General features: G+C 62.1%; 23 protein-coding genes and 1 pseudogene. 5 read left to right on the top strand and 19 right to left on the bottom strand.

Going from position 1 to position 26,118, the window contains the following annotated elements; genetic code table 11:
* Window positions 1-105 precede the first annotated feature (105 nt).
* Entirely contained in the window at window positions 106-546 is a 441-nt protein-coding gene (locus ACQ4W6_RS01265) for a CHRD domain-containing protein (RefSeq protein ID WP_436565363.1), read from the bottom strand.
* A 172-nt stretch (window positions 547-718) separates the two neighbouring features.
* Window positions 719-1,276 carry a winged helix-turn-helix transcriptional regulator gene (locus tag ACQ4W6_RS01260; protein ID WP_436565362.1) on the bottom strand — a complete coding sequence of 186 codons (558 nt, stop codon included), beginning with the start codon at window positions 1,274-1,276 and terminating at the stop codon, window positions 719-721.
* A 285-nt stretch (window positions 1,277-1,561) separates the two neighbouring features.
* Between ACQ4W6_RS01260 and ACQ4W6_RS01255 the strand changes: the two genes are divergently transcribed.
* Window positions 1,562-1,774 carry a hypothetical protein gene (locus ACQ4W6_RS01255; protein WP_436565361.1) on the top strand — a complete coding sequence of 71 codons (213 nt, stop codon included), beginning with the start codon at window positions 1,562-1,564 and terminating at the stop codon, window positions 1,772-1,774.
* Here ACQ4W6_RS01255 and ACQ4W6_RS01250 read toward each other — a convergent pair.
* From ACQ4W6_RS01250 to ACQ4W6_RS01235, 4 genes are read right to left on the bottom strand one after another with little or no spacing between them, the layout of a single operon-like run.
* On the bottom strand, window positions 1,771-2,778 hold the full coding sequence (locus tag ACQ4W6_RS01250) for a Csu type fimbrial protein (protein WP_436565360.1): 1,008 nt from the start codon (window positions 2,776-2,778) through the stop codon (window positions 1,771-1,773). The genes ACQ4W6_RS01255 and ACQ4W6_RS01250 overlap by 4 nt on opposite strands.
* The gene (locus ACQ4W6_RS01245; protein WP_436565359.1) at window positions 2,778-5,147 is read right to left on the bottom strand and encodes a fimbria/pilus outer membrane usher protein; all 2,370 of its coding nucleotides are present in this window, start codon (window positions 5,145-5,147) and stop codon (window positions 2,778-2,780) included. The genes ACQ4W6_RS01250 and ACQ4W6_RS01245 overlap by 1 nt, the downstream gene beginning before the upstream one ends.
* Window positions 5,125-5,859 carry a fimbrial biogenesis chaperone gene (locus ACQ4W6_RS01240; protein ID WP_436565358.1) on the bottom strand — a complete coding sequence of 245 codons (735 nt, stop codon included), beginning with the start codon at window positions 5,857-5,859 and terminating at the stop codon, window positions 5,125-5,127. Before ACQ4W6_RS01240 ends, ACQ4W6_RS01245 begins: the two co-directional genes overlap by 23 nt.
* A gap of 12 nt (window positions 5,860-5,871) precedes the next feature.
* Entirely contained in the window at window positions 5,872-6,402 is a 531-nt protein-coding gene (locus ACQ4W6_RS01235) for a Csu type fimbrial protein (RefSeq protein WP_436565357.1), read from the bottom strand.
* A gap of 348 nt (window positions 6,403-6,750) precedes the next feature.
* Between ACQ4W6_RS01235 and ACQ4W6_RS01230 the strand changes: the two genes are divergently transcribed.
* Window positions 6,751-7,557, top strand: a complete 807-nt coding sequence (locus ACQ4W6_RS01230) for a response regulator transcription factor (RefSeq protein ID WP_436565356.1) — start codon at window positions 6,751-6,753, stop codon at window positions 7,555-7,557.
* Here ACQ4W6_RS01230 and ACQ4W6_RS01225 read toward each other — a convergent pair.
* Together ACQ4W6_RS01225 and pnuC are read right to left on the bottom strand one after the other, a co-directional pair.
* Window positions 7,554-10,112: a TonB-dependent receptor gene (locus ACQ4W6_RS01225; protein ID WP_436565355.1), complete on the bottom strand. Its 2,559-nt coding sequence runs from the start codon at window positions 10,110-10,112 to the stop codon at window positions 7,554-7,556. The two genes, ACQ4W6_RS01230 and ACQ4W6_RS01225, sit on opposite strands and share 4 nt — an antisense overlap.
* Window positions 10,113-10,443: 331 nt before the next feature.
* Window positions 10,444-11,046 (bottom strand): nicotinamide riboside transporter PnuC, encoded by a 603-nt coding sequence (gene pnuC / locus ACQ4W6_RS01220; RefSeq protein WP_436565354.1) that lies wholly within the window; start codon window positions 11,044-11,046, stop codon window positions 10,444-10,446.
* A gap of 270 nt (window positions 11,047-11,316) precedes the next feature.
* On the opposite strand from pnuC, the gene ACQ4W6_RS01215 reads away from it, so the two are divergent.
* Entirely contained in the window at window positions 11,317-12,009 is a 693-nt protein-coding gene (locus tag ACQ4W6_RS01215; protein WP_436565353.1) for a substrate-binding periplasmic protein, read from the top strand.
* A 23-nt stretch (window positions 12,010-12,032) separates the two neighbouring features.
* Here the strand turns inward: ACQ4W6_RS01215 and ACQ4W6_RS01210 are convergent, their stop codons facing one another.
* Entirely contained in the window at window positions 12,033-12,899 is an 867-nt protein-coding gene (locus ACQ4W6_RS01210) for a pirin family protein (RefSeq protein WP_436565352.1), read from the bottom strand.
* A gap of 121 nt (window positions 12,900-13,020) precedes the next feature.
* Between ACQ4W6_RS01210 and ACQ4W6_RS01205 the strand changes: the two are divergent.
* A pseudogene (locus tag ACQ4W6_RS01205) lies at window positions 13,021-13,924 on the top strand (LysR family transcriptional regulator).
* A gap of 53 nt (window positions 13,925-13,977) precedes the next feature.
* Here the strand turns inward: ACQ4W6_RS01205 and bla are convergent.
* Window positions 13,978-14,946: a subclass B3 metallo-beta-lactamase gene (gene bla, locus ACQ4W6_RS01200; RefSeq protein WP_436565351.1), complete on the bottom strand. Its 969-nt coding sequence runs from the start codon at window positions 14,944-14,946 to the stop codon at window positions 13,978-13,980.
* Between the two features lie 82 nt (window positions 14,947-15,028).
* On the opposite strand from bla, the gene ACQ4W6_RS01195 reads away from it, so the two are divergent.
* Window positions 15,029-15,886, top strand: coding sequence for a metallophosphoesterase family protein (locus tag ACQ4W6_RS01195; protein WP_436565350.1), 858 nt, complete (start codon window positions 15,029-15,031; stop codon window positions 15,884-15,886).
* On the opposite strand, the gene ACQ4W6_RS01190 is transcribed toward ACQ4W6_RS01195, so the two are convergent.
* From ACQ4W6_RS01190 to ACQ4W6_RS01150, 9 genes are all read right to left on the bottom strand, one after another.
* The gene (locus ACQ4W6_RS01190) at window positions 15,879-16,658 is read right to left on the bottom strand and encodes an enoyl-CoA hydratase (RefSeq protein WP_436565349.1); all 780 of its coding nucleotides are present in this window, start codon (window positions 16,656-16,658) and stop codon (window positions 15,879-15,881) included. The two genes, ACQ4W6_RS01195 and ACQ4W6_RS01190, sit on opposite strands and share 8 nt — an antisense overlap.
* 73 nt (window positions 16,659-16,731) lie before the next feature.
* Window positions 16,732-17,928, bottom strand: a complete 1,197-nt coding sequence (locus ACQ4W6_RS01185) for an acetyl-CoA C-acyltransferase (RefSeq protein ID WP_436565348.1) — start codon at window positions 17,926-17,928, stop codon at window positions 16,732-16,734.
* A 69-nt stretch (window positions 17,929-17,997) separates the two neighbouring features.
* Window positions 17,998-18,495 (bottom strand): PaaI family thioesterase, encoded by a 498-nt coding sequence (locus ACQ4W6_RS01180; RefSeq protein ID WP_436565347.1) that lies wholly within the window; start codon window positions 18,493-18,495, stop codon window positions 17,998-18,000.
* A gap of 11 nt (window positions 18,496-18,506) precedes the next feature.
* On the bottom strand, window positions 18,507-20,906 hold the full coding sequence (locus ACQ4W6_RS01175) for a 3-hydroxyacyl-CoA dehydrogenase/enoyl-CoA hydratase family protein (RefSeq protein ID WP_436565346.1): 2,400 nt from the start codon (window positions 20,904-20,906) through the stop codon (window positions 18,507-18,509).
* Window positions 20,907-20,920: 14 nt separating this feature from the next.
* On the bottom strand, window positions 20,921-22,723 hold the full coding sequence (locus tag ACQ4W6_RS01170) for an acyl-CoA dehydrogenase C-terminal domain-containing protein (RefSeq protein WP_436565345.1): 1,803 nt from the start codon (window positions 22,721-22,723) through the stop codon (window positions 20,921-20,923).
* A 78-nt stretch (window positions 22,724-22,801) separates the two neighbouring features.
* The gene (locus ACQ4W6_RS01165; RefSeq protein ID WP_436565469.1) at window positions 22,802-23,404 is read right to left on the bottom strand and encodes a TetR/AcrR family transcriptional regulator; all 603 of its coding nucleotides are present in this window, start codon (window positions 23,402-23,404) and stop codon (window positions 22,802-22,804) included.
* Window positions 23,405-23,661: 257 nt separating this feature from the next.
* A complete protein-coding gene (locus tag ACQ4W6_RS01160) occupies window positions 23,662-24,051 on the bottom strand; it encodes an RNA-binding S4 domain-containing protein (RefSeq protein WP_436565344.1) in 390 nt (129 codons plus the stop codon).
* Window positions 24,048-25,211, bottom strand: coding sequence for a cardiolipin synthase ClsB (clsB, locus tag ACQ4W6_RS01155; protein ID WP_436565343.1), 1,164 nt, complete (start codon window positions 25,209-25,211; stop codon window positions 24,048-24,050). The genes ACQ4W6_RS01160 and clsB overlap by 4 nt, the downstream gene beginning before the upstream one ends.
* Window positions 25,212-25,220: 9 nt before the next feature.
* Window positions 25,221-26,042: an endonuclease/exonuclease/phosphatase family protein gene (locus ACQ4W6_RS01150; RefSeq protein WP_436565342.1), complete on the bottom strand. Its 822-nt coding sequence runs from the start codon at window positions 26,040-26,042 to the stop codon at window positions 25,221-25,223.
* Window positions 26,043-26,118: the final 76 nt, after the last annotated feature.

Genomic DNA, 26,118 nt, shown 5'->3' with positions numbered 1-26,118 from the left:
TGTAGCCGCAGAGCCAGGCATGGGCGAGCAGACAAAAAAGAGGCCGCTTGCGCGGCCCCAAGGAGGTTTCGGGGAGAAACCCTAGCGCGCGTTGGCGCAGCATGCCTACTTTGGCTTGAGCTGGGTGCGGATTTCGCCGGCCGGATAGCTGTCGCTATGCACATTCACGTACAGCTTGCCGGCCTGGTAGCTGGCATACTGGGGCGGCGTCAGCATGGTATTGGGCGGCACGCCAAACATGTCTGCACTGGTCTTGACCAGCGGCACGATGACAGGACCGTTGGCGCCGGCGGGCGCTTCATGGATATGCGCCACGGTGGCCTGCATGCCAGTGTAGCGCACGGTGCCACTGACGCTGCGGTCCGGCGCCACATGCAGTGTGCTGCTACCGCTGGCCGTGCTGGTATTGGCCGGCACTTCCTGCGCGCCCGTCAGGGTGGCGTCATCGCCGCCGGGGGGATGCGGTGCATGGGAACAGGCGCCCAGCAGGGCGGCCAGCGCCAGCACCGTGGCGGCGCGGCGAACGTGTTGTTGCAGTGTGCTCATCGCAGTACTCCTTCAACGAACTTCGGATCACGGATGGCGCCATGCCCCGTTCAGCCGGGCGTACGCCGCACTTGTCTCGCGCAAAAAAGTCTTGCGCCTACAGCGACAATAAACGCATGCAGCGCCACCGGCCTTGCTTTTCGCCAAACTTGAAGCGTGATTGCCAGCACGTTCAGGCCAGATGGCCTTCCGCCACCCAGCCGCAGTTGGCGGCCGGCGCCTTCGGCTTGGGCGCAATGCCGCTGCTTTTTTCCGCATCGAGGATGATGTTGCGCATGCTGTCGCTGGCGGCCGGCCCCGGCGCGAACGCGTAATACTCGTCATTGATGGGCAAGCCCGTCATGGCGTCGACCAGCACCGGATCGGCAGCGAGGCCCGTGTCGCGGCTGGCGATGACGAGGCTGGCGCCTTCCGGGGCGAAGTTCTCATTGCCCCAGGCAATAAAGGCCAGCAGGACGGGCTTGAAGGCGCGTCCGGACTTGGTCAGCACGTAGTCATAACGGGGCGGCTTGGCGCAATACAGGCGGCGCGTCATCAAGCCGCCCTCCACCAGGTCAGCCAGGCGGCGCGTCAGGATGGTGGGCGCGATCTTCAGGCTCTTTTCAAATTCGTCGAAGCGCGTCTTGCCATAAAACGCTTCGCGCAGGATGAGGATGCTCCACCATTCGCCCACCTTGCCCAGGCTGCGGGCTATCGGGCACGGCAAATTATTAAAATTAGTATGTTTCATGAGCATCTCCTCGCATAAATTCCAGCATAACAATCGAAAAATCCATCAACACAATTTGCAAGGTACAGACTTCAGTTACTATTCATTTAAAAGCCACTCCCAGCCCTTGGCAGCGGCTTGAAAATACACAAAAACTCACACTTTTATTGCCCTAGTACAATAATGCCTTGTTCAAACACCCCCATCCCGGTGCGGAAAACGTTGCCAGTCAGCCCAGTACACGCGACTGCCAAGCGGCGTTTTTCACTCGATAAATGCACGATGACTCCTTTAAAGCTTGCCGTATTGCCAGCCCTACTTGCCCTCACCCTCTGCCAGACCACCACCGCCGGCACCGTCAGTTCCGCATCGTTCCAGGCCAGCTTCGTCATCCAAGAAACCTGCAGCGTGCATACGCAGCGCGCGCAGGCCGAGGTGCAATGCCGCCACAACACGCCCTACCTGCTGCAGCGGCAAGCCACGCCGTCGGGCGCCAGCCTCGTCACCGTCAGCTTCTAAAAGTAAATCGTCGCCGTCACCGTGTCCTTGTAGTCGCCGGGACGGGGCGACACCTGCGCCGGCACGCGGCCATACACCGTCACGGGCACGCTCGTGCCCGTGCCCGTGCCCGTCAACATGCTGGTGCCCGCCGTGCCATCGCCCCATAGCGGGCCATCGAGCGTGGACGAGAGGCGATAACTGACCCGCTCCGTCGTCAGCGTATTTTTCATTTGCCGGTCAGCCACATTGGCCGCCACGCTGCCGCCATTGAGGGCGATCTGATACGCATTGTTATTCACGCAACGCACCGACAGGGTGCTGGTGCTGCGCAGGTTGCCCGTCAGGATGGAGGTGTCGGCAAACGCCATCGGGCTAGCCGTGATGGTGCAATCGTTGACGGCCGTCGCATTGACCGTAAAGCCGAAGCTGCCGCTATTGACCGAGCAGCCAAACAGGTTGATGGGGCCATAGGTGGTGTAGGTAAACGTGCCCGCGCCGGCAAAGCTCGAGGTGTAAACCGTATTCGCGTTGGCCACCGTCGGCACGCCCGCCAGGCTGGCGCCGGCGGGAATCTTCGCGTACACGGTAAAGGTCGTGGAATAGGTGCCGGCCGGCGCCAGCAAGCCGGCCGACAGGAAGATCGTGAAGCTCGATGGCGCACCCGCCACGCCGGTGCCACCCCAGATCTTCGCCGCCGCATACGAACTGTCCACATAGACGTTGTATTCCATGCGCTGGGCACCGTTGCCCAGCTTGCGCGGCAGGGCCGAGGTGGAATTCGTGCCCAGTCCCAGCGAAATGCACGCTTGCGCATTCGGCGTGAGCAATTGGCCCAGATTCAGCGAGAAAAACTGGCAACTGAGCGTGCCCGTCGCCTGTGCAACATAATCGGTGCCGGAAATCGGGCTGACGTTGCCAAAATCGAGATTGGTCATGCTGACCGTGCAGCTATCGTCCGCCTGCGCTGCACTGCCCCAGGCGCAGCCCAGCAGCACGGCCAGCCATAGCAGCAGGCGGCGCATCAGCGGCCTCCCCCTGCGTCGGCGCCGACACTGGTGCTGCAGCGCAGCGGGCCGATCACAGGGAAACCGCCCGCCGCCGGACGCACATAGGCAAAACGCACTGTGCACAGGCTGTCGCCCTGGCCTATTTGCAGTTGATTTTGCGCAAGCAGGTCGTCGACGAAGGCAATACCGTCAAAGCCCACCACCGTGCGCTTGCCGCTTTGCACATGCAACACGGACAGCCCCGGCGCCAGCGGCTTGCCGTCCGCGCCCTGGACGATGACGCTGGCCGCGCTATAGCGTTCAATGGGAAAGGCGGCCAGCACGCCGGCCAGATGCTGCGGCACCACAATCAGGTTGGTCACGGGCACGCGCGCGTCGACGTCGAGCGCCTCCGTGGCGATGCCGATCTGGTTATTGCCATACGGGTTCAAATTCGGCACCAGCAGATAGCCGCTGCTGCCCGTCGTGCCGATCTGGCGATTTTCGTGCAGCACGGGAATATTTGCCACGCCGCCCGTGGAGACCAGCGCAAAACCGTTGCCCACCTGGCGCGCTGGCGCGACGTGGCCATCCATCAACACCAGCGCGCCGGACGCGCTCAGCGAGGAAGCATTACCCATGTCACCGCTTTGCGTGCGCACACTCACGCGGCCGTCATTGCCCAGGTATTCCAGTTGCCCCTGGCGGTAGCTGTTGCTGCCTGCCATGCCAGCCTGCAGGCCCCAGCCAAAGCCGCCGCCAAAGTCGGCCGTGCGCTGCGCGCTGATGCTGCGGCCGTTCTCGCCATTTTGCCGGTAGCTGTTCAGACTGACGGCGATATTGTTGTCGAACGCCATGCTCAGGCCAAAGTAAAAGCCCCGCTTCGCGCGTTGCCGCAAGTCCTGGACCAGGCTGGCATTGAAGAACAGGCCGTGCAACAGGTTGGCGGAATAGCCCACGGTGACAAGCTTCGACGGCGGTGCGCCGGGCGTACGGTAACTGATATAGCTGGTGCTGATGCTATTGCCTGCTGCTAATGGCAAGCTGACGCTGAGGCGGTCTGCCGCGTGCGCCACGGGGCTGCCGTCGCGCGAGGCCAGGTCGCCAAAGCCGCTGCTGGCGCGCACGCTTTGCGCATCGACGCTGAAGCGCGGGCCCATGTATTGATAGCCAGCGCTCAGCTGCGCGCCGCCGCTCTTGCCCGTGCTGGCCGACAGCGCGCCATTGACGACGCCGGCCTGGCCCAGCCGCCACAAAGCGCCCGCGCCCGCCTGGTACAGCCCGGCAGCGAGCTCCGCATGGCCCTCGACGGTGAGGCTGTCGCTGAGGCCGTGGCGGCCCGAAGCGCTGGCCACCAATTGCCGCTCATAGCCGAACAGGCGGGTACCGTAGTCGCGCCGCACGGCCCCCGCCTCGAGCGAGTAGTCGCTCAAGCCGCTGGCCAGCATGCGCGTATCGACATACAGCGGCAAGACGGTCGTCACACTGCGTCCCAGCGCGTCATGCGTGATGATGGTGGCTTGCCCGGCGCCATTGATGCCGGCCACTTGATTCAAGACAAACGGACCGCTGGGCACGCTAGCCGTATATTGCTGTATGCCATTGACGTACAGGCTCAGCGACGATGGCACCAGCGCCGTGCCATCGACGGAAGCGACAGGAAACGTCAGCAGGTCGGGGCGCAGCTGGAAATTCTTGCGCCACTGCACGCCACCGACGCGCACGGCACGGCTCCAGCTCAGCGAGGAAGAAATCAAGTCGCCCACTTGCCATGTCTGCAGGGTGGCGGGATTGGCATGGCTCCAGAAGGTGTCGAAACGCATGTACCTGGGCTGATCCGTGCCCAGGTTCAGCGTGCCGGTATTGCTGAATACACCGCTGTCATTGAAATAACGCACATCATTGAAGATGGCGGCACGCCGCGTCTGGCCCAGTTCCGCATACGCTTCGTAATTGAGGACGGCGCCAGGCGTCACCTGCGCCGGTGGCGTCTGCACCGTGGTGCGCGCGCTGATGCTGTAGGGCGCGCGCAAGTCGTCCGCCACCTGCAGGGACACGCTCTGGCGCGCAGCGTCATAGTCGTAGCGAAGTCCGGCAATGGCATCGAGCGCGACCTCAGTCTGGCCGGGCGCGCCCAGGCGTGCCGGGTCCAGCCCAAGCTGCTGCAGGTTCGCCACACTGCTGCGCAAGCGTTTACCCACTTGGGTAAAGCGCAAGATCAGCCCGGTTGATTCAGCATTCACGCTTACCTCCAGATACAATTCATTCGATGCCGCCGGGTCGCTGGGCAGGCTGGCAGGGCCAGGGTCGGCGCCCGTCACCGTGCCCTCGGCCCTGGCCAGCGGCGCCATGGCCAGCAGCAGCAAGGTGACGGCAATATTTTTAAGGTGTCGAGTTCTTGGCAACGAGCGCCTTTGCATTCACATTGACCGTCATACTCAGCGCTCCATCCAGTTCAGCCTCCCTGGCGACGGGCAAGCGCCATACGCGCATGCGCTGCGCCAGCACATAGCCAAACAGGCCCTTGCTGATGACAAACTCCTTGCCGCCCCGGTTGGTCAACGTCATCGCGCCGATCTGGGCATGGAAAGTGCCGCTGTTGCTGATGCGCAGCATCCACTCCCCATCCTGGCGAAACACTTGCCAGTCGAGTATTTCCTTGCCTGGCGCGCCGCTCGGCAACACGAAGACGGGCACCGAATAGCGCAATCGGATATCGACGCCGCCGCGGCCCGTGTCATCCTCTCGGCTGACTTCATCGATGAGCACGCGATACGTCTTTTCCTGCGCGGCGGGGCCGGCTTGGGCACGCACCAGGCGGATGGTCTGGCGGCTGTTGGCGGCGATCTCGACAATGGGAGGACTGGCCATCAGCTCCTGCGTCGGTGCCAGCACTTCCTCGCCATTGCGCTGATCCCAGGCAAACACCCGCACCTGCCCGTACATGGGCTGGTCGCCGAGGTTTTGCAGGTTGATTCCTGCCGCACTCTGTTCGGCGCGGAAATTGATCGTCACCGGCGAGATCTGCAGGTTGGCAGCCTGCACGACGGCAGCGCCGCACAGACAAAGCAGCAGCGCCAGCAAGGGCCGGGACAAGGAAGCGAAGCGGACCTTCACGCGGGGCCCGGCTTAAAAGTAAACGGTGGCAGTAATGGTCGACTTGTAGGTATCGGGGGCCGGCGTCGCCTGTGGCGGAATGTTACCGTACACGGTGTGAGTCACCGCCGAACCGCTACCGGTTGCGCCCACAGTATCGGTCCCCTGCGTGTCGCCCCACAAGGTGGCGCCAGCAAGCTGGTACAGGTTGAACTGCACCTTGCCAAGGTTGCCGCCCGTGCCGCTCATATAGCGCGTGGTGCCGGTTGAACCCGTCCCATTGCCTGCGGTCAGGCCCACGTTGTAGAGCGTGGTATTGGTGCAGGTGACACTCACGGTCGTATTAACGTTAACGGCAGTAGCCAGTACGCCCTGAGTTTGGCCAAACTCGAGATTGGCCGCCGAAATGGTGCAATTGGCGATGATTTTCAGATTGACGTCAAAGGAGGAGGTGTTGCTGCCGTTCAAATACACGGCGGCATCGGCCAAGCCTGGCAAGAGTGCCGTGCTGGCGATGGCGACGCTGGCGGCAGCGACAAGGCGGGGAAAAGTAGCTCGCAACATAGTACCTCCTGATGATGGAACATCATGAATGCGCCCATCAACTTGAGGGGCTCCGAGGATAGTCACGGTATTGGCGGCATTTTCTTGGGCACGCAAACCAGGACAACAATATACTTGCGCTGAGAGTCATGGACCCGGGGACTCCAGCATTTTTGCCGCATTTGCAAAACATATTTTTTGGCAATCGACATTGCTTAAAATCAATGCATAAGAGAATTATTAGCGATCTGGGAAATCGCCGCTTCTGCTGGCGGCGAAACAACTTTTGAAACACGAGAAAAGCAGAAAAAAAAGAAAAAGCGAGGCATAATAAGCCACAAATTGTTTTTTGGTTAAGTCATCCATGCCATGCCATTGACCAGCGAAACCATCAAAAAAAATATCCTGATCGTGGACGATTCCGCGTTCGAGCAGCGCATGCTGATGGAGCTGCTCAGCGAGCAACCGTACCGTTTCAGCATCGCATTCAATGGCTACCAGGGCTACCAGCTGGCGCTGGCCACGCGTCCCGACCTGATCCTGCTCGATGTGCGCATGCCCGAAATGGATGGCTACACGGCCTGCCGCCTGCTCAAGGCGAATCCCGATACCGAGCAGATTCCCGTGATCTTTCTGAGTGGCGCCGATGCCGCCAAGGAACGCATCATGGGCTTGCAAGTGGGCGCCGTCGATTACATCTCGAAGCCATATACGCCGGAAGAACTGGCCGCGCGCATCCATATCCACCTTGGCCTGATGCGTAAAAGCAACACTACGCTGCCCGCCGCAATCCATATCAACGACAAGCCGCTGCATCCCGACCTGGTGTATGTCAACGCCGTCAAGCAGTTGATCCTCGACAACCTGGACAACCTGCCGAACCTGTCTGAAATCGCCCGCAGCGTGGGCACTTACCGCGAAAAACTCACCCTGATATTCCGCGAACAGACGGGCATGACGGTGTTCGCCTTCATCCGCGAAGCGCGCATCGCGCGCGGCGTGGAATTGCTGCAGCAGACCGATATCGACGTGCAGGATATCGCCCTGCTGATCGGCTTTAACAATGCGGGCAATTTCGCCACGGCCTTCCGCGAACGCATGGGCGTCACACCCAGCGCCTACCGCCAGCGCCTGCAGGAGCAGACGGCACAGCAGCAAACGGCAGGCGCACGCTAAAACTTGTAGTTCAGCTTGAGCGACGCGAAACGCCCGCGCGGATCGGCCTGGGTATAGTCGAAGCCCGAGGCCGAGTAATCCCACGGCGCGCGCTTGTTGGCCAGGTTTTGCACGATGAAGGTGAGGTTCGCCTTTGGTGTCACTTGCCAGCTGGTGGTGACGTCAAACGTGCTGAAGGCAGCCACCGATTCATCGAGATGCGTGCTTTGCGCATAGCTGCCCACGTAATTCCACGTCAGGGTCGACGACCATTTGCCCTGCTCCCAGGTAGCCGAGCTCACGCCGCGCCATTTCGGGATGGAACCAAAATAATTGGTGCCGGCGCCATCGGTGAGCGGCGCGCCATCGGACAGCGGCTCGGCAAAGCGCAGCACGCGGCTCAGCTGGCCGGCCAGGGTCAGCTTGCCCCAGTCCTTGTCGACGAAGCGCTGGCGCAGGTCGAGATCGAGGCCCGACACGTCGCGCTGCCCCTGATTGCGGTACTGGCGGTACAGGGTGGTGATGCGGCCATCGGCATCGCGCGTGATCTTTTGCGGCGCCGCCGCTTCATTGGCAATGGTGGTGGTGGCGCTTTCCGTGCCGATTACGCCATCTTGCCGGATGCGGTAGTAATCGAGGCCGATGCTCGAACTGCTGGTCGGCGAGACCACCACGCCCAGGTTCAGGTTGTTCGAGCGCTCGGGGCGCAAGGCAGAATTGGCAATCGTGATGGCCGTCACGCCGCGCGTCTGCGTCGGCGTGATCGGGTCGCGCGGATCGAGCACGCTGACATAGCTGACGGCTGTGCTTTGCGTGATTTCCGGCAGCGACGGCGCGCGGAAGCCCCGCGACACGGTGCCGCGCAGCAACAGCCACGGCGCCGCCTGGTAGCGCGCGCTGGCTTTCGGCGAGAACGCATTGCCAAAATCGCTGTAATGGTCGGCGCGGCCCGCCAGGTTGACGGACACATCCTTCACCACCGGCACATTGAATTCGGCAAACAGGGCCGACACATTGCGCGAACCGTTGATGATGTTGATGGCCGGGCGCAGTTCCGTCCCCGACAGCACCGCCGTCGAGGTTTGCGAATCCATCTTTTCGCGGCGCCATTGAAAGCCGGCCGCAAAGCCCAGCGGGCCGGCCGGCAATTGCCAGATATCCTTGGCCGCCGAGAAGTCGAGCGTGTCGAGCGTCGATTCGGCCGGGCGCAGGGTCGACAGGCGCAGGCGGTTGCGCACGGCCTCGCTGTTTTGCGCTGGATCAAAGAAGTTATAACTGCCGTCGGCCAGCACCTTTTCAAATTCGTAGCGGTTGACGAAGTTCTGCACGGTTTCTTCCAGCTTGCTGCTGGAATGGCCCACGGCCGCATCCCAGTCCCAGCCCGCCAGCGTACCCTTCACGCCCGCCAGCGCGCGGTAAAACGTGACTTTATCCTGCTTCATGCGCGGCCCCAGGTCGAACAGGGTGGCCGTAAACGGCAAGGGCGTCGCACCCGGATTGTTCGGATGGCCCACGGGCAGCACCACGGGTATCGTGTCGAGCGCCTGCGTGGCATTGTTCCACACGCGCGTGGCATTGTTGACCGTCAACGGCGCGCTAAAGGTCTGGTCGGCGCGCGAATAGCTATGCAGCAAGTCGACATACGCCTCCGTGTCCGCATTGAGCTTGATGGTGGCGCGCGCGGCCGTATGCACGCGCTCGATGCCGGGAATCAAGGTTTTGTATGGCGAGGGATTGTAGGCCAGCACCTGGCCCGTCTTGCCGGGCGTGATGTCGCCATAATTGACCAGTTGCAGCGGTCCGCGCGCGCCGCCCAGGGTCTTGGTGGGATCGGTGCCCGCGTAATTGGTGATGGCCCAGCCCAGGCTACCGCGCTGCTGGTTGCGGAAATCCGCATCGCGCATCCAGGCCACGTCGCTTTGCTGCAGCTTGTCGCGCTGCTGCGCGTCGATCGAGAAGACCAGGCTGTAGCCGTCTTCCTCCAGCTTGCCAAAACCCGTCTGCAGCGCCGCGCTCTTTTCGTGCTGGCCCGTGCCTTCGGTCGAGCCGCCCCATTGCGCCGTGATGTCCGTGCCCGTAAATTGCTTGTACAGGATGATGTTGACCACGCCGGCCACGGCGTCGGAGCCGTAGATGGACGAGGCGCCATCCTTGAGCACCTCGATGCGCTGCACGGCTGCCATCGGCAAGCTGTTCAGGTCGACAAAGGTTTCCTGCAGGTTTTGCGCCGTGGCGTAGCTTGCCACGCGCTTGCCATTGACCAGGATCAAGGTATTTTTCTGGCCAATGCCGCGCAGCGACAGGCCCGAGGTGCCGGCCGAGAAACTGCCCGTATATTGCTCGTTATAACTGTTGCCGCTGTTGGCAGAGATGGAACGCAGTACGTCGGCCACGCTGGTCTTGCCGCTGGCCTTCAATTCCTTGGCGGTGATGACCTGCACGGCGCTGGCGCCCTCCTTTTCGCTGACGCGGATATTCGATCCGGTGACGTTGACGCGCGCCATTTCCTCCTCGGCGTGGACGAAAGAGGGGAAAGCGGCGGCGATGGCAAGACTGATGGCGAGTGGTTTGAACATGGTTTCCTCTTGATGGGATTGCCGCCCTTTTCAGATAAAAAAGGCCGAGCGGGGGCACGCGGGCCGGGTGGGCCAGCGGCTAAACAACAGACAGGGTGATGAGCGAATTACGCGATGCGCGGACGCGCCCGCATCGGCATGCACATGCGCATGCAGGACATGCTCAGGTGCGGCCGGGTGGCGTAAAAATAGGCAGAAAGAGTAAAGCGCAACATAAAAGACACCGGTAAGCGGGGAAAGACCACTATATCGCGGTGTCTTTAAGGCGTGAACGAATTAAAAATTGATTGTATATATGATTTAAATCTAAGGACTTGGTATTTGGCAATATTCAGGCGTCGGCAATCGCCGCTGCCGGGGCGCCAGGCGCGACGGCAGCTCGGCGTGCCTGCACGCGCCACCAGTACCAGGACAACAGCGCATTGAACCAGTAGGCTGCATACAGCACGGCCGTCAGGTGCAGGCCGCGGCTGTAGTAGAGCGGCACGGCCACCGTGTTGACCAGCAGCCAGAAAGCCCAGGTCTCGATGCGTCGGCTCATCAACAAGAATTGCGCGATGATGCTAAATACCAACACCGCCGAATCGATGAAGGGCGCGTACGCATTCGTAAAGCGGTGCAGCAACATGCCGTAGATCACCACGGCAACGATGCCCGCCGGCACCACCCACGCCAGGCTGCGCCAGCCCGTGCGCGTGATCGGCAATGGCTTGCCCCCGGCACCGCGGCGCCACTGCAGCCAGCCGATGACGCAAGTGACGATGAAAAACAGTTGCAGCAATACGTCGGCGTACAGGTTGACCTGGTAAAACAGCACGGCGAACAGCACGCAACCGACGATGCCGATCCACCAGGAGTGAATGTTGTTGCGGCCAGCGAGGAGGATGGAAACAGTCATCAGCACGTTGGCGGCGATCTCGAGCGGAGGAGTCAAGCGGTAGTCCTTTGCAGTGGAGGCACGGCGCCACTATAGCCCATTTACACGGCACGGTGTCCGCTGGCCAGGCAGCGAAAAACGTGCAAAAACCCACGAATAGCAAGCAATGCGGCCTTAGGCTGGCCTCACCCCTTGACTTCTCCGGCCATTCTGGCAAATTGCGTATCAAGTTAACACTCTATGGAAGTCTCCCCCGGTATGCGCCTGCGCTATCTCCTGTTTGCGGCAGTGTTCGGCGCATGCGCGATGCCCGCCCAGGCCTGTCGCATGACGATGGCGCTGGAGCAATGGCCGCCGTATGTATACCGCGATGCGCAAGGCAGTTATACGGGGCTGGACCTGGAATTGCTGCGTGCCATCTTCAAGGAAGCGCGCTGCACCCTGGTCATCCTGCCGGAACTGCCCACGGCGCGGCGCCAGTTGCTGTTCCAGAAAGGCGGGCTGGACCTGATGCTGGCCGCGTCGGACACCTCGGAACGCCAGTCGTATGCGCGTTTCAGCGTGAGCTACCGCGACGAGGCCGTGGGCGTCTTTGGCAAGGCTGGCGACGCCGCAGTGCAGCGCCATATCGGCAATTTTGGCCAGCTGGCGCGCGGCACGGCCACCCTGCTGGCGCCCAAGGTCGGCTGGTACGGGGCAGACTATGCGGCGGCCCGTCCGGCACTGGAAAAAGACGGTCGCCTGAATACATTCGGCAGCTTCCACCAAGGCGTGCGCATGCTCGATGCGGGCCGCGCCGACCTGCTGATGGGCGATGTGCTGGCCGTGCGCCACGAAGCGCGCCAGCAGGGCGTGGCACTGACCGCCCTGCCCTTCCTGGCCCTGCGCGCCCCCGTGCACCTGATGCTCAATGCGCGCAGCACCAGCACAGCTGACCTGGCACGCCTGGACGCCGCCATCGCGCGCCTGGAACAGCGCGGCAGGCTGGCGGCGATACGCGCCCGCTACGAGGCGCCGTAGCAGGCTTGCGCTACCGCCTGGCCTTATGGCGCGATGCGGGCGAAACGGCCGCTGTTGAAATCCTCGAACGCCTGCACGATCTCCGCTTCGGTATTCATCACGAACGGACCATGGCCGACAATAGGCTCATCGATCGGCTCGCCGCTCAACAGCAATACCACGGCGTCGTTGTTCGCCTCGATGGTGATGCTGTCGCCATCGCGCTCGAACAGCGCCATCTGCGCTTCGCGCACGACGCTCTCGCCGTTCACCATCAGCGTGCCATGCAGGACGATCAGGGCCGTGCTCCAGCCTGGCGTGACGGGCAACTGCGCCAGCTTGCCCTGCGCCAGGCGCATGTCCCACACCTGCATCGGCGAAAACGTGCGGGCAGGGCCATGCTGGCCATCGAATTCGCCGGCGATCACACGCACCGAGCCTGCGTCTTCCGGCAGCGCCACCGTCGCAATGGTGTCGCTGGTGATGGCCTGGTAGCCGGGCGCCGCCATCTTGTTCGTGGCCGGCAGGTTCACCCACAGCTGCACCATTTCCAGGGTGCCGCCCGACTGCGTGAAGGCTGGCGAGTGAAACTCTTCATGCAAGATGCCGGCGCCGGCCGTCATCCACTGCACGTCGCCGGGGCCGATCACGCCGCCCTGGCCCGTCGAATCGCGGTGCGCCACTTCGCCCTTGTAGACGATGGTCACCGTTTCAAAGCCGCGGTGCGGATGCGAGCCGACGCCGGGTGGACGGCTGCCGGGCGCAAACTCGGCAGGACCGGCATAGTCGAGCAGCAGGAAGGGGCTCAGCTGCTTGCCATGGCCGTTATATGAAAACATCGAGCGCACGGGGAAACCGTCGCCGACCCAGTGCTGGCGGGGTGCGCTATAGATACCGGTGATTTTTTTCATCTCGATCTCCTTGTAAGGGGTGTTAACTACGATGGAGATAGAATACTCTTGCGACGATAACTGCGGTAGACAGTAAAATATGCCATCAGCGTTCTAAAAATAGAACAATCAGGGAGCCATGATGCAAGATTTGAACGACTTGTATTACTTTGTGCAGGCGGTCGACCATGGCGGCTTCGCCCCGGCCGGACGCGCGCTGGGCATGCCGAAATCCAAGCTGAGCCGGCGCATCGCGCTGCTCGAAGAACGCCTGGGCGTGCGCCTGCTGCAGCGTACGACGCGGCACTTTTCCGTCACCGACGTGGGACTGTCGTTTTACGAGCATTGCAAGGCCATGCTGGTGGAAGCCGAAGCGGCGCAGGAAGCGATCGAGCTGACGCGCGCCGCGCCGCGCGGCACGGTGCGCCTGTCCTGCCCCATCGCGCTGCTGCAGTCGCTGGTCGGCCCCATGCTGGCCAGTTTCATGCGCGCGCATCCGCAAGTGACGCTGCTGCTGGAAGCAAGCAACCGCCGCGTCGACCTGGTGGCCGAAGGCTTCGACGTGGCGATAAGAGTGCGCCCGCCGCCGCTGCCCGACAGCGACCTGGTATTGCGCGTGCTGGCCGAGCGCGGCCAGTGCATGGTGGGTAGCCCGCTGCTGTTCGGCGATGCTGCGCGGCCGGCAGTGCCAGCCGACCTGGCCGACTGGCCCAGCCTGGCCCTGGGTGCGCCACAGCAGCACTACCAATGGGACTTGCGGGCCCAATGGTGCGCGTGCCCAGCTGCGCCACACGCCGCGCTTCGTCACGGGCGACATGCTGACCCTGCGCGACGCCGCCGTGGCCGGCGTGGGCGTGGTGCAGCTGCCGACCATGCTGATCGTCGAACAAGTCGCCGATGGCAGCCTGCTGCCGCTGATGGAGCAATGGCGGCCGCAGCGCGAAATCATCCACGCCGTGTTTCCCTCGCGGCGCGGCCTGCTGCCGGCCGTGCGCATGCTGATCGACCACCTGGCACAGCAATTTGCCGCGCTGGGCGAGGAGTAGGCGATTGCGCACCATATGCCAAATACGGCCAAATACGGCCAACTATGTCAACGCTACTCGTTTGACGCTGCCGCAGCGCCGGCTGCCCCAGCCGCTTTTTCCTTCGCGATGCGCGCATCGAGCTTGGCCTCATTGATGGCCGCATACTTGCGGCACGCTTGCGCATCGATGAAAGGATTCGGCGAAGCGCCTTCGAGCAGCTGCGTGAGCTTGCGGTCCGCGCCGGAATGGTCGGGATGGGCCGAAATCAGTATATCGCACGGCAAGCCGGCGAAGTCGCCGATGACTCGGCGGAAGGCCGGCGTCAGGTCAGCATGCTGCGCATCGCCCAGATAGTGGAAATCATCGGCCGCTACCGCGCTGAGGCTGGCGCCGAACACCACGCTCAGGCACTCCTTGCCTTCCGCATCCTCGCACGACAGCCAGGTCCAGCTGGTGCTGCCCGGCGTATGGCCAGGCGTATAGCGCGCCGTCACGGCAACGTCCCCCAGCCGCAAGGTCTCGCCGTCGCCTATCTCGCGCACGTTTTCCACGGCTGGCATGGACTCTATTTCTCCCGCCTGCGGATCGGTGTCGAGTACCGCTCCCGCGCGCAGCGCCTGGGCCCCGAGCGGGCTGGCGATGACTTGCGCACCGCTGTCACGGGCCAGCGCGGCGATGCCGCCCGAATGGTCAAAATGCGCTTCCGTATTCAGGATGAACTTGATGTCTTCCACGCGAAAGCCCAATTCGAGGATATGCTCCTTGATGGCCGCCACCGATTGCGGCAGCGCGCCGTCGATCAGGATCAGGCCCGCCCGCGTGTGGATCAGCACCACGCTCAGGCCGCCCACGCCCACGTAATACGTGTCGCCGTGGATGCGCGCCGGCTGCTGCGGGCGGTTCCACTGCTGCGCATAGGGTGAAGCGATGGGCTGCGTCAGCGGATCGATGGCGGGTGTGGCGGCATGCGCGCCAGGCAGCAGCGCGATGGTAGCCAAGGCGATGCCCAGGATGGTCTTGCGAAGGAAGAAGGGCGGCATGCGGCTCCAGGAGTGAGTGTGCGGTAAGCGAGACAGAGTACCGTTGCCAGCCGCGCGCGGTCAAGCATGCCATTGCGGCGACTTGCGCTACGATAGAGACCCATCCACTTTCGTGCGCCTTGCCGCGCCCACTGCCATGCGTTTGCTGATCCTGTCCGACCTGCACCTGGAAGTCTGGCGCGACGATGCGCCCGCCATCGATATCGCCACCAGCCGCCCCGACGTGGTGATCCTGGCCGGCGACATCGACACGGGCAGCCATGCCATCGCCTGGGCCGCGCGCACCTTTGGCACCCTGCCCGTGCTGTACGTGCATGGCAACCACGAGGGCTACGGCCACCAGCTCGACGCCATGCAGGATGCCGTGCGCAACGCCTGCGCCAGCGCCAATGCGCAGGGCGCCAACATCCGCCTGCTCGATGGCGACGCCGCCGTGCTCAATGGCGTGCGCTTCCTCGGCATCACCCTGTGGACGGATTTCCTGCTGTTTGGCGAAGAGCGCCAGGCAGACGCCCTGAATGCGGCGCAAAGCTACATGCCCGACTACAAGCGCATCAGCACGGGCGGCGCTGCGCCGCGCCTGCTGTGCGCCAGCGATACGGTGCAGCTGCATGCGCAGCACAAGGCCTGGCTGACGCAACAACTGGCGCAACCCTTCGATGGCAAGACCGTGGTCATCACGCACATGGCGCCGTCGATGCTGTCGGTGGAAGAGCAGTACGCCAGCAACCTCGGTTCGCCCGCCTTCGCCTCGCAACTGGACGCGCTGGTGGCACAAGCCGACCTGTGGGTGCACGGCCATATGCACGCTTCGCTCGACTACCGCATCCAGGGCTGCCGCGTCGTGTGCAACCCCTGCGGCTACAAGCGGCCGGACGGTACGCCGGAGAATGAAAGCTTCAACCCAGGCTTCACCGTCGACCTTGAGGCGCTTACGTGAACTGTTTGAAGTCCGGCTTGCGCTTTTGAAAGAACGCCGTAAACGCTTCCTTCGCTTCGGCGCCGCCCAGCATGGCGCTGAACAGCTTGTTTTCCTCGGCGATGGCAGCCTTCATTGGCTCCATGCGGCTTTGCTTCATCAGGCGCTTGGTGGCGCGGATCGAGGCGGCAGGCAGGGCCACCAGCTTGGCGGCCTGGCCTTGCGCGAAGGCGATCAAATCGTACAGGGGAACGACCTTCGATACCAGGCCCATTTCCAGCGCTTCCTGCGCGGGGAATGATTCGCCCAGCATCAGTTTTTCCGCCGCGCGCGGGTAGCCGGCCAGTTGCGTCAGCAGCAGGCTGGAGCCAAATTCCGGGCACAGGCCCAGCTGCGTGAACGGCATCGAGAAGCTGGCGTTGTCGGCCGCGTAGACCAGGTCGCAGTGCATCAGCAAGGTGGTGCCGATGCCGATGGCGGGGCCGGAGACAGCCGCCACCACGGGCTTGCTGCTGCCGTACAGGGCGCGCATGAACTGGAACACGGGGCGCTGCTCGTCGAGCGAACCGTCGGCCGGGCGGGCCGTCTTCATGAAATCATCGAGGTCGTTGCCGGCAGTGAAAATCTCGCGCTTGCCGCAGATCAGGATGGCGCGCACGTCATCGTCGGTTTCAGCCGCCACCAGCGCATCGGTCAGGGTCTGGTACATGGCGGCCGTAATGGCGTTCTTGCGTTCCAAACGGTTGAATTCCAGGGTGAGGATGCCCTCGCTCTTGCTGCACAAAATATCCATGTCGTCTCCAAAAAGATAAAGGGCGCCGAGGAGGTTCCGCAGCGCCCTGTTTTATTGCTTTAGTCTGTCGAACTTATACGCGTTCGAAAATACCTGCGGCACCCATGCCGGCGCCCACGCACATGGTGACCATGCCATACTTCTGCTTGGTGCGCTGCAGGGCGTGGATCACGGTAGCGGCGCGGATGGCGCCCGTTGCGCCCAGCGGGTGGCCCAGGGCGATCGCGCCGCCCATCGGGTTCACTTTCGCCGGGTCCAGGCCCAGGTCGCCGATGACAGCCAATGCCTGTGCGGCAAATGCTTCATTCAGTTCGATCCAGTCCAGCTGGTCTTGCGTGATGCCGGCGGCGGCGCACGCTGCTGGAATGGCGAATTTCGGACCGATGCCCATGATTTCCGGTGGCACGCCGCGCACGGCGAACGAGGAGAATTTCGCCAGCGGGGTCAGGTTATGCTCGCGCAGGATTTTTTCGCTGACGATCAGCAGCGCACCGGCGCCGTCGGACATCTGCGAGCTGTTGGCGGCCGTCACGGTGCCCTTGGCTGCAAACACCGGCTTCAGTTTTGCCAGCGACTCCATTGACGAATCGGCGCGCGCGCCTTCGTCGGTGTCGACAGTGCGGCGCGATATGTCCACCTGGCCCGTGGCCAGGTTCGGCGTGCGCGTGATGATTTCGACGGGCGTCGTTTCGGCCTTGAAGAAACCGGCTTGCTGCGCGGCGATGGCACGGCGGTGCGATTCGACGGAGAACGCATCCTGCTGTTCGCGCGACACTTTCCATTGCTGCGCCACTTTTTCAGCCGTCAGGCCCATACCGTAAGCCATGCCGATGTTTTCGTCGCTGAACATGTCCAGGTTCATCGATGGGTGGTGGCCCATCATCGGTACCATCGACATCGATTCGATGCCGCCGGCGATCATCACGTCGGCTTCGCCCACGCGGATGCGGTCAGCAGCCATGGCGATGGCCGTGATGCCCGAAGCGCAGTAGCGGTTGACGGTGACGCCACCCACGGTTTTCGGCAAGCCGGCCAGCAGCACCGAGTTACGCGCAATATTGAAGCCCTGTTCCGCTTCCGGGAACGAGCAGCCGATGATGGCGTCGGTGATCAGCGCTGGATCGAGGCCAGGCACCTGCGCCAGTGCCGATTGCAGCACGCGCACCAGCAGGTCGTCCGGGCGGGTGTTCCTGAACATGCCGCGCGGCGCCTTGCCGATCGGGGTGCGGGTTGCAGAGACGATATAGGCGTCTTGAAGTTGTTTGCTCATTTTATTCTTTCAAAGATGTTGAACGAAGTTCGTGTTCTGTCGAATGTCCGAGGTGGTCGAGGTTGCCGCTTAGCGCTTCTGCGACAAATACCAGTCCACCGTCACCTGTGCCGCCAGCGTGCCTTCGGCGTCGAACACGTCGACTGCCACGGGAAACGCCACCTTGCCATCCTGCGCCAGCTGCGCCTTGAGCGCGGCCAGGTCGCCCGGCACGCGGCCTTCGGCGCGCGTAGCGCCCCGGGCCACCTTCTGGTAAGCGATGCGCGATTCCTTGGCCACCGGGCGCAAGCCCAGTATCAGCTCGGCGAAGCCGCCAGCCATGGCCGCGCCGGAAGCCGTTTCGGCCAGGGTAAACAAGGCGCCCGCATGCTGCGTGCCCAGGTGATTATTCAGTTTGGGATCTTCCGGCATCGACACCTTGGAGGTGCCGGCGCCGATCTCGTCGATGCTGATCCCCAGCAGCCGCACGAAGGGCAAGGTGTCCATCATCTGTTGTTTGATACGGTCATACACCATGCTTGGCCTCACGCGCAGTAATACTTTAAAAACGATGGACAGGATCGTCATCGACGGTGTGCTTAGTTGCGTACCGGCTTACCGGTTTGCATCATGCCCATGATCCGTTCCTGGGTTTTCGGATGGTTCAACAGCTCCAGGAATGCCTTGCGTTCCATATCCAGCAGCCACTGTTCGCTGACGAAACTGCCCTGGTCCACGTCGCCGCCGGATACGATCTCGGCAATCATTTCACCCAGTTTGAAATCGTGCGCCGAAATGAAGCCGCCGTCGCGCATGTTGACCAGTTGCGCCTTGATGGTGCCCCAGCCGTAACGGCCCGTGACCTGGATCAGCGAAGGCAGTTGCGGACGGAAACCCGCATCGAACATGGCGCGCGCTTCGACCTTGGCCACGTGCAGCAGCTCGTAGGCGTTGAACACGATCACGTCGTCTTCCTTCAGGTAGCCCATTTTCTTCGCTTCCAGCGCCGATTTCGACACGTTGGCGGTGGCTGCATTGGTAAAGCCCGTTTTCAGGAATTGCAGGATGTCGTTGCCCTTGGCTTCCTTGTAGGCGCGCTGCGCCGCTTCCTTCAAGCCGCCGCCTGCTGGAATCAGGCCCACGCCCACTTCCACCAGGCCGATATAGGACTCGATCGAGGCGACGCGCTTCGACGCGTGCAGTGCCAGTTCGCAACCGCCGCCCAGCGCCAGGCCAGCCACCGCAGCGATCACTGGCACGTTCGCGTATTTCAGCGACATGAAGGTGTCCTGCAGTGCGGCGATGATCGGGTCGACCGCTTTCACGCCACCCTGCATGAACGCCGGCAGGGCCGATTGCAGGTCCGCGCCGGCCGAGAAGGCACCGCCTTCGGCGGCGTCAGCGTGCCAGATCACCAGGCCCTTGAAATTCTTTTCCGCTTCAGCCAGCGCGAGTTTGAGTCCATTAATCACGCCGTCGCCAATCACATGCATCTTGGTCTTGAACGAGATGATCAATACATCGTCGCCCGTATGCCAGACGCGTACCGATTCGTCTTCGAAGACGGTGGTGCCGGCCGTCTTGCCATCGATGGCGCCGCTGCCCAAGACTGGCGCACGGAATGGCTGGCGGTCATACACGGCCAGGCTCGAACGTGGCACGAAACTGTTCGACACGGCGGAGTACGAACCTTGCGGCGTATGCACGCCACCTTTTTCAGCGACCGGGCCTTCAAAGACCCAGGCTGGCAAGGGCGCGGTGCACAGCGCATGGCCGGCGTCGATGTCTTCCTTGACCCAGTTGGCCACTTGCAGCCAGTTCGATGCCTGCCACGTTTCAAACGGACCGACGTTCCAGCCGAAGCCCCAGCGCATGGCGAAATCGATGTCGCGCGCATTGTCGGCCACGGTGTCGAGATGGATGGCGATGTAATGGAAAGCGTCGCGGAAGATCGCCCACAGGAACTGGCCTTGCGGGTTGGTCGATTCGCGCAGCGCCTTCATCTTCTTGACCGGATCCTTTTCTTTCAGGATGCGGGCGATGATGTCGGCAGCCTTGGCGCCGCCGGCAACGTATTCACCGGTAGCGAAGTCCAGGCGCAAGATATCCTTGCCTACTTTCTTGTAGAAGCCTGCGCCGCTCTTCTGGCCCAACGCGCCTTTTTCCACCAGTTGCGCCAGCACGGCCGGCGTCTTGTAGACGGCAGCGAAAGGATCGTTCGGCAGGTAGTCCTGCATGGTCTTGATCACATGGCCCATGGTGTCCAGGCCAACCACGTCCGCCGTGCGGAAGGTGCCCGACTTGGCGCGGCCCAGCTTGGAGCCGGTCAGGTCATCGACGACGTCCACGGACAGGCCGAATTTCTCGGCTTCATGGACGATGGCCAGGATGCCGAACACGCCAACGCGGTTGGCGATGAAGTTCGGCGTATCCTTGGCGCGTACCACGCCCTTGCCCAGGGTGGTGGTCAAAAAGCCTTCCAGCTGGTCGGCAATTTCAGGCTTGGTAAACTCGGTCGGGATGATCTCGACCAGGTGCATATAGCGCGGCGGGTTGAAGAAGTGCACGCCGCAGTAGCGCGATTTCAGGTCGGCGTCGAAGCCTTCTGCCAGCTTGGTGATCGACAGGCCCGAGGTGTTCGACGCGAAGATCGCGTTCGGGCCGATGTGCGGCGCCACCTTCTGGTACAGGTCGTGTTTCCAGTCCATGCGTTCGGCGATGGCTTCGATGATCAGGTCGCAACCGGCCAGCAGGTCCAGGTTGTCTTCGTAGTTGGCTACCTGGATCAGGGACGCATCGTCCTTGTTGCCCAGCGGCGCAGGCGACAGTTTCTTCAGATTCTCGATGGCGCGCAGCACGATGCCATTCTTCGGTCCTTCCTTGGCTGGCAGGTCGAACAGCACGACCGGCACTTTCGCGTTGATGCAATGGGCGGCGATCTGCGCACCCATCACGCCGGCGCCGAGGACGGCTACTTTTTTAACGATGAAATTGGTCATATTTTCCTCAAGTCTTAGAACAGGTCTGCGTCGAGTGCCATCAAGTTGGCCGAACCGGAGCGTGCCTGACGGATCAGGGTTGCCGTTTCAGGCTGCAAGCGGGCGAAGTAGAAACGTGCGGTAGCCAGTTTGGCTACATAAAACTTATCACCTTGGGCCTCGGCGGCCCCACTCTTTTCCAGTGCGATCTTGGCCATCTGCGCGAACAGGTAGCTGTAGATCATGTGGCCGACGACGCGCAGGTAAGGCACGCATGCCGCGCCCACTTCGTCCGGATTCTGGAATGCCTTCATGCCGATTTCCATGGTCAGCTTGGTGACTTTGTCGCCCAGGTCGCCCAACGGGGTGACAAATTCGCTCATCGCTTCATCGGTGCCGTTGTCTTCAACAAAAGCCTTGATCTTTTCGCCGAACTTGCGCAGCTTGGCGCCGTTGTCGCCCAAAATCTTGCGGCCCAGCAGGTCCAGCGATTGAATCGTGTTGGTGCCTTCGTAAATCATGTTGATGCGCGCGTCGCGCACATACTGTTCCATGCCCCACTCCGCAATGTAGCCGTGGCCGCCGAACACTTGCATCGCTTCCGAGGTGGCGATCCAGGCGTTGTCGGTAATGAAGGCCTTGATGACGGGCGTCAGCAGCGCCACTTCATCGGCGGCTTCCTTGCGCACGTCGGCGTCTGGGTGGTGCAGTTCTCGGTCGATCTGCAGCGCCACGTAGGACGTGAAAGCGCGCGCGCCTTCGGCGTAGGCTTTGCCGGTCAGCAGCATGCGGCGCACGTCAGGGTGCACGATGATGCGGTCAGCTGGCAGTTCCGGGTTCTTGATGCCGGACAGCGAACGCATTTGCGTGCGGTCCTTGGCGTAGATCAGCGCGTTCTGGTAGGCGATCTCCGTCAGGCCCAGCGACTGCATGCCCACGCCCAGGCGGGCCGCGTTCATGAAGACGAACATGGCGTTCAAGCCCTTGTTCGGCTGACCGATGATCCAGCCTTTCGCGCCGTCCAGGTTCATCTGGCAAGTCGAATTGCCGTGGATGCCCATTTTTTCTTCGATGGCGCCGCAGGTAATCGGGTTGCGCTCACCGACCGTGCCATCGGCGTTTGGCAGGAATTTCGGCACCAGGAACAGCGAGATGCCTTTCGAGCCTTCCGGTGCGTCCGGCACGCGGGCCAGCACCAGGTGCAGGATATTTTCCGCCATGTCGTGCTCGCCGGCCGAGATGAAGATCTTGTTGCCGGTGATGGTCCAGGAACCGTCCGCCTCAGGCAGCGCTTTCGAGCGCAGCAGGCCCAGGTCGGTGCCGCAGTGCGGTTCGGTCAGGCACATGGTGCCCGTCCATTCGCCCGAGACCAGTTTCGGCAGGTAGACTTGTTTCTGATGGTCGGTGCCATGTTCCTTCAGGCACTCGTAGGCGCCGTGCGACAGGCCGGGGTACATGGACCAGGCCTGGTTCGACGAGTTCAGCATTTCATAGAACGAGTTGTTCAGTACCACCGGCAAGCCCTGGCCGCCGTATTCCGGATCGCAGGCCAATGCCGCCCAGCCGCCTTCGACGTATTGCTTGTAGGCTTCCTTGAAGCCTTTTGGCGTGGTCACGCTTTTCGTGACGGGGTCGTGGTGGCAGCCTTCGCGGTCGCCGGAGTGGTTCAGTGGGAACAATACTTCAGAAGTGAATTTTCCACCCTCTTCCAGCACCTGGTTGATGATGTCGGCGTCGACTTCGGCGTAAGACGGCATTTGCTTCAATTCTTCTTCCACTTGCAGCAATTCATGCAGGACGAATTGCATATCCCGGATTGGCGCGACGTATTGACCCATAATTTTCTCCTGAAGGCGTTTAGCTAAAGTGTTGTACTTGTAATTGCGTGTGCGTTGCTGCGGATGCTGCCTGACGGCTTATTTGCTTGTGACAGAATTCTGGTACGACGCCAGCAGGCGCACAAAGCCCACTTGCGCCCGTTCGATGCTGCCCGGCACGCGCAAAAAGCGCGCATCGTGATGCAGGGCCAGGATCAGGCCATACATCTCGTACACCAGCTGCTGCGCATCGGTATCCGCTTTCAGGTCGCCCGTGGCGATCGCTTGCTCGACACAGCGCAGCAGCGCGCCCTGCCAGGCCCGCACCATGGCGACGAGCGCCTCGCGGATCGGGCCCGGACGGTCGTCATACTCGACGGCGCCGCTGATATAGATGCAGCCGGAAGCGATCTCCACGCTGACCCGTTTGACCCAGCGCGCAAACATCGATTGCAGACGAGCGATGCCGCGTGGCTCTTTCATGCTGGGGAAAAAGACTTCTTGCTCGAAACGATAGTGGTAGAGCTTCAGCACTTCCATCTGCAAGTCTTCGCGCGAGCCAAAGTGGGCAAAGACGCCCGACTTGCTCATGTTCATTTTGTCCGCAAGCAGTCCAATGGTCAGGCCTTCCAGGCCGTCGCGGCTGGACAGGTCCAGCGCCACGTCGAGGATGGCGGCACGGGTCAGTTCGCCCTTGCGCATGAATTTGACTGAAGTATTCAAGAGGTCCGTTCTAAAAGTGATGTTGCCGATTTGGCGGATTGGGACGCGAGCAAAAAAAGCACGCTGCGAAAAAATCCGAACGCTCGTACTATTATCCACTACAACATAAAAGTCAAACGGGAACTTTAGAGCCAGCGTTCTATTGGTGCGACGCAGCATTCTTTGGCCGCGTATTTACAGCGATTCCCGGCAGGCAAAAGCGCGTCGCTCCCTTGCCGCACGGACACAAACGCGCCTCAGGAAAGGTCGCCTGCCTTGCTCAGTTGACGGCGGTCGCGCTTGGTCGGCCGCCCTTTGATGGTCGTGCCCGGCTCGCGGAACAGCTTGCGTTCCTGCGCCAGGTGTTCGCGGCGGGCGATGCTGGCCGGCGTCTCGGCATACAGCAGGCGCGCCACGCTTGCCGCACCGCGTTTGTCGGACAGGCCCAGCACGGCCACTTCCCACGTTTCCGCACCATTGTCGACGGCCAGTTCGTCGCCCACGCGCAGGCTGCGCGCCGGTTTGACACGCTCGCCGTCCACTTTCACCTTGCCATTGTCGACAGCCTCGCTGGCCAGCGAACGCGTCTTGAAAAAGCGCGCCGCCCACAGCCATTTGTCCAGCCTTACTGTTATCATCTCGTTCATGCGTACTTGCCTACTGAAAAAATGCGCATCACCAGCCGGTACGCCAGGAACGCCGCTTCATAGCCCAGGCGGCGGAAACGGCCGATGTGCTTGAAGTCGTCCGGGTGGATGACGATGCCGTCCGCCACGCCCTGCTCGATGTGCTGGCGCAGGCTTTGCGCAAACGCAACGTCCTTGATGACCACGTTCGCTTCCTGGTTCAGGAACAGGCTCAGCGCGTCGATATTGCTCGAACCCACCGTGGCCCAATCATCGTCGACCACGGCCACCTTGGCATGCAGCTGCGTCTTGCGGTATTCGACGATCTTGACGCCGGCCGCCAGCAGTTTCGGATAAAAGGAATGCGCCACGGCATCTTGTATGCGGAATTCGCCCACGCCGATCAGCAAAACCACGTCCACGCCCCGCTGGGCCGCCTGGGCCAGCGCGCGGCGCAGCTTGTGCCCGGGCGCAAAATACGGGTTGGCCAGCATCACGCTTTTCCTCGCCTGGCCCAGCGCCTGCAGGTAGGCGCGCTGGATGGTGCGGCGGTTGCGCAGGTTGTCGCGCACGACAAAGCCGGCCACGACAGGGTTCTTCGCCAGCTCCTTGCTGACGACGCGCATCTTGCGGTACAGCTTGATACGCCGCACCAGGTTCATCTTGCCTAATCTCGCCCACTGCGCCTGCACTTCTTCATGGATAGCGTCTACCAGCGGCCCCTTCACCTGCACGGCAAAGTCCCAGCGCGGCGCTTCCAGGCTGATGTTGTGGTCGTAGTCGCAAAACATGTCGTCGTTGATATTGATGCCGCCCACCAGCGCGACCTCGCCATCGGCGACGCAGATCTTGCGGTGCGTGCGCGCAATGCCGCTTCGGAACCACGGATTGAAGATGCGATGGTGTACGCCAGCCGCTTCCAGCTCTGCATGCATGGCATTGACCCGGCGGTTGCCAGTGCCGAACCAGTCCGTGATCATGCACACCATCACCCCGCGTGCAGCGGCGCGCTTCAGGGCGTCGAGCACCAGGGTGCCCGTGGTGTCATCGGCAAAGATATAGGTTTCGAAATAGACTTCCGCGCGCGCGCCGTCGATGGCCTGAACCAGCGCAGGAAAGTAATCGGTGCCGCAATACAGCAGCTCGATGTTGTTGTGGGCGATGAAATTGACTGTGCGCATGCTGGCAGTCTACGCGAGTTTCAAAGCAGCAACTATCGGCGCGTGGTCCGACAATTTTGCCCACAAGGTGCCGTGCATGACCTGCGCGCCTTCCACATGGAAACCGCGCACATAGATGCGGTCCAGGCGGAACCACGGCAAGGCGGCGGGAAAGGTGCGTGCCGGCACGGGGATCGGCGTTTTCGTCTGGCGCCGCGCCAGGGTACGCACCAGGTCGCCCAGGGCCGAATTCGACGCGCGCTGGTCGAACACTTCCACCACGCCCAGCGCATTGCGCAGCTTGTCGCTGAGCGTGTTGCGCCAGTCATTGAAATCGCCGGCGATGATGACCGGCTCGCCATTCGGCGCCGAGGCCATGACGGCATCGATCAGCGCCTGCGTCTGGCGGCCCCGTCCCGACTCGAACAAGCCCAGGTGGACCACATAGCAATGCACGTCGGCCTGCGGCGTCTTGAGCACGCAATGCAGGATGCCGCGTTGCTCGTATGCATGGTCTGATACGTCGTGGTTGGTTTGCGAGGCGATGGGAAACTTGCTCAGCAAGGCGTTGCCATGGTGGCCATGGTCATACACGGCATTCATGCCATACGCCGAATGATGCTCGGCGCCGGCAAAGAATTCATGCTGCGACGCTTCCGGCCAATGCTTCTGGCCATTGTTCTCGGCGCCAAAGCGGGCCGCATTGCGGTCATGCTTGCCCTGCACTTCTTGCAAAAAAACAACCTCTGCATGAAAAAGGGCAATCGCCTGCTTCAAAGCATGCACCCTGGGCAAGCCCCGCACGGAGGAAACACCCTTGTGTATATTATAAGTTGCTACGCGGATTTTCATGCATTGATTCTACTCCCAGACGCGGCCCACGCGGCGCCAACATAGGTGCGCGTGTGCACCTACGCCATCAAAATCG

It is taken from the genome of Janthinobacterium woesei (assembly GCF_051380875.1).
GTDB lineage: Bacteria > Pseudomonadota > Gammaproteobacteria > Burkholderiales > Burkholderiaceae_D > Janthinobacterium.
The sequence above is the reverse complement of the archived record's forward strand: the minus strand, read 5'-3'. Positions and strand labels throughout refer to the sequence as shown.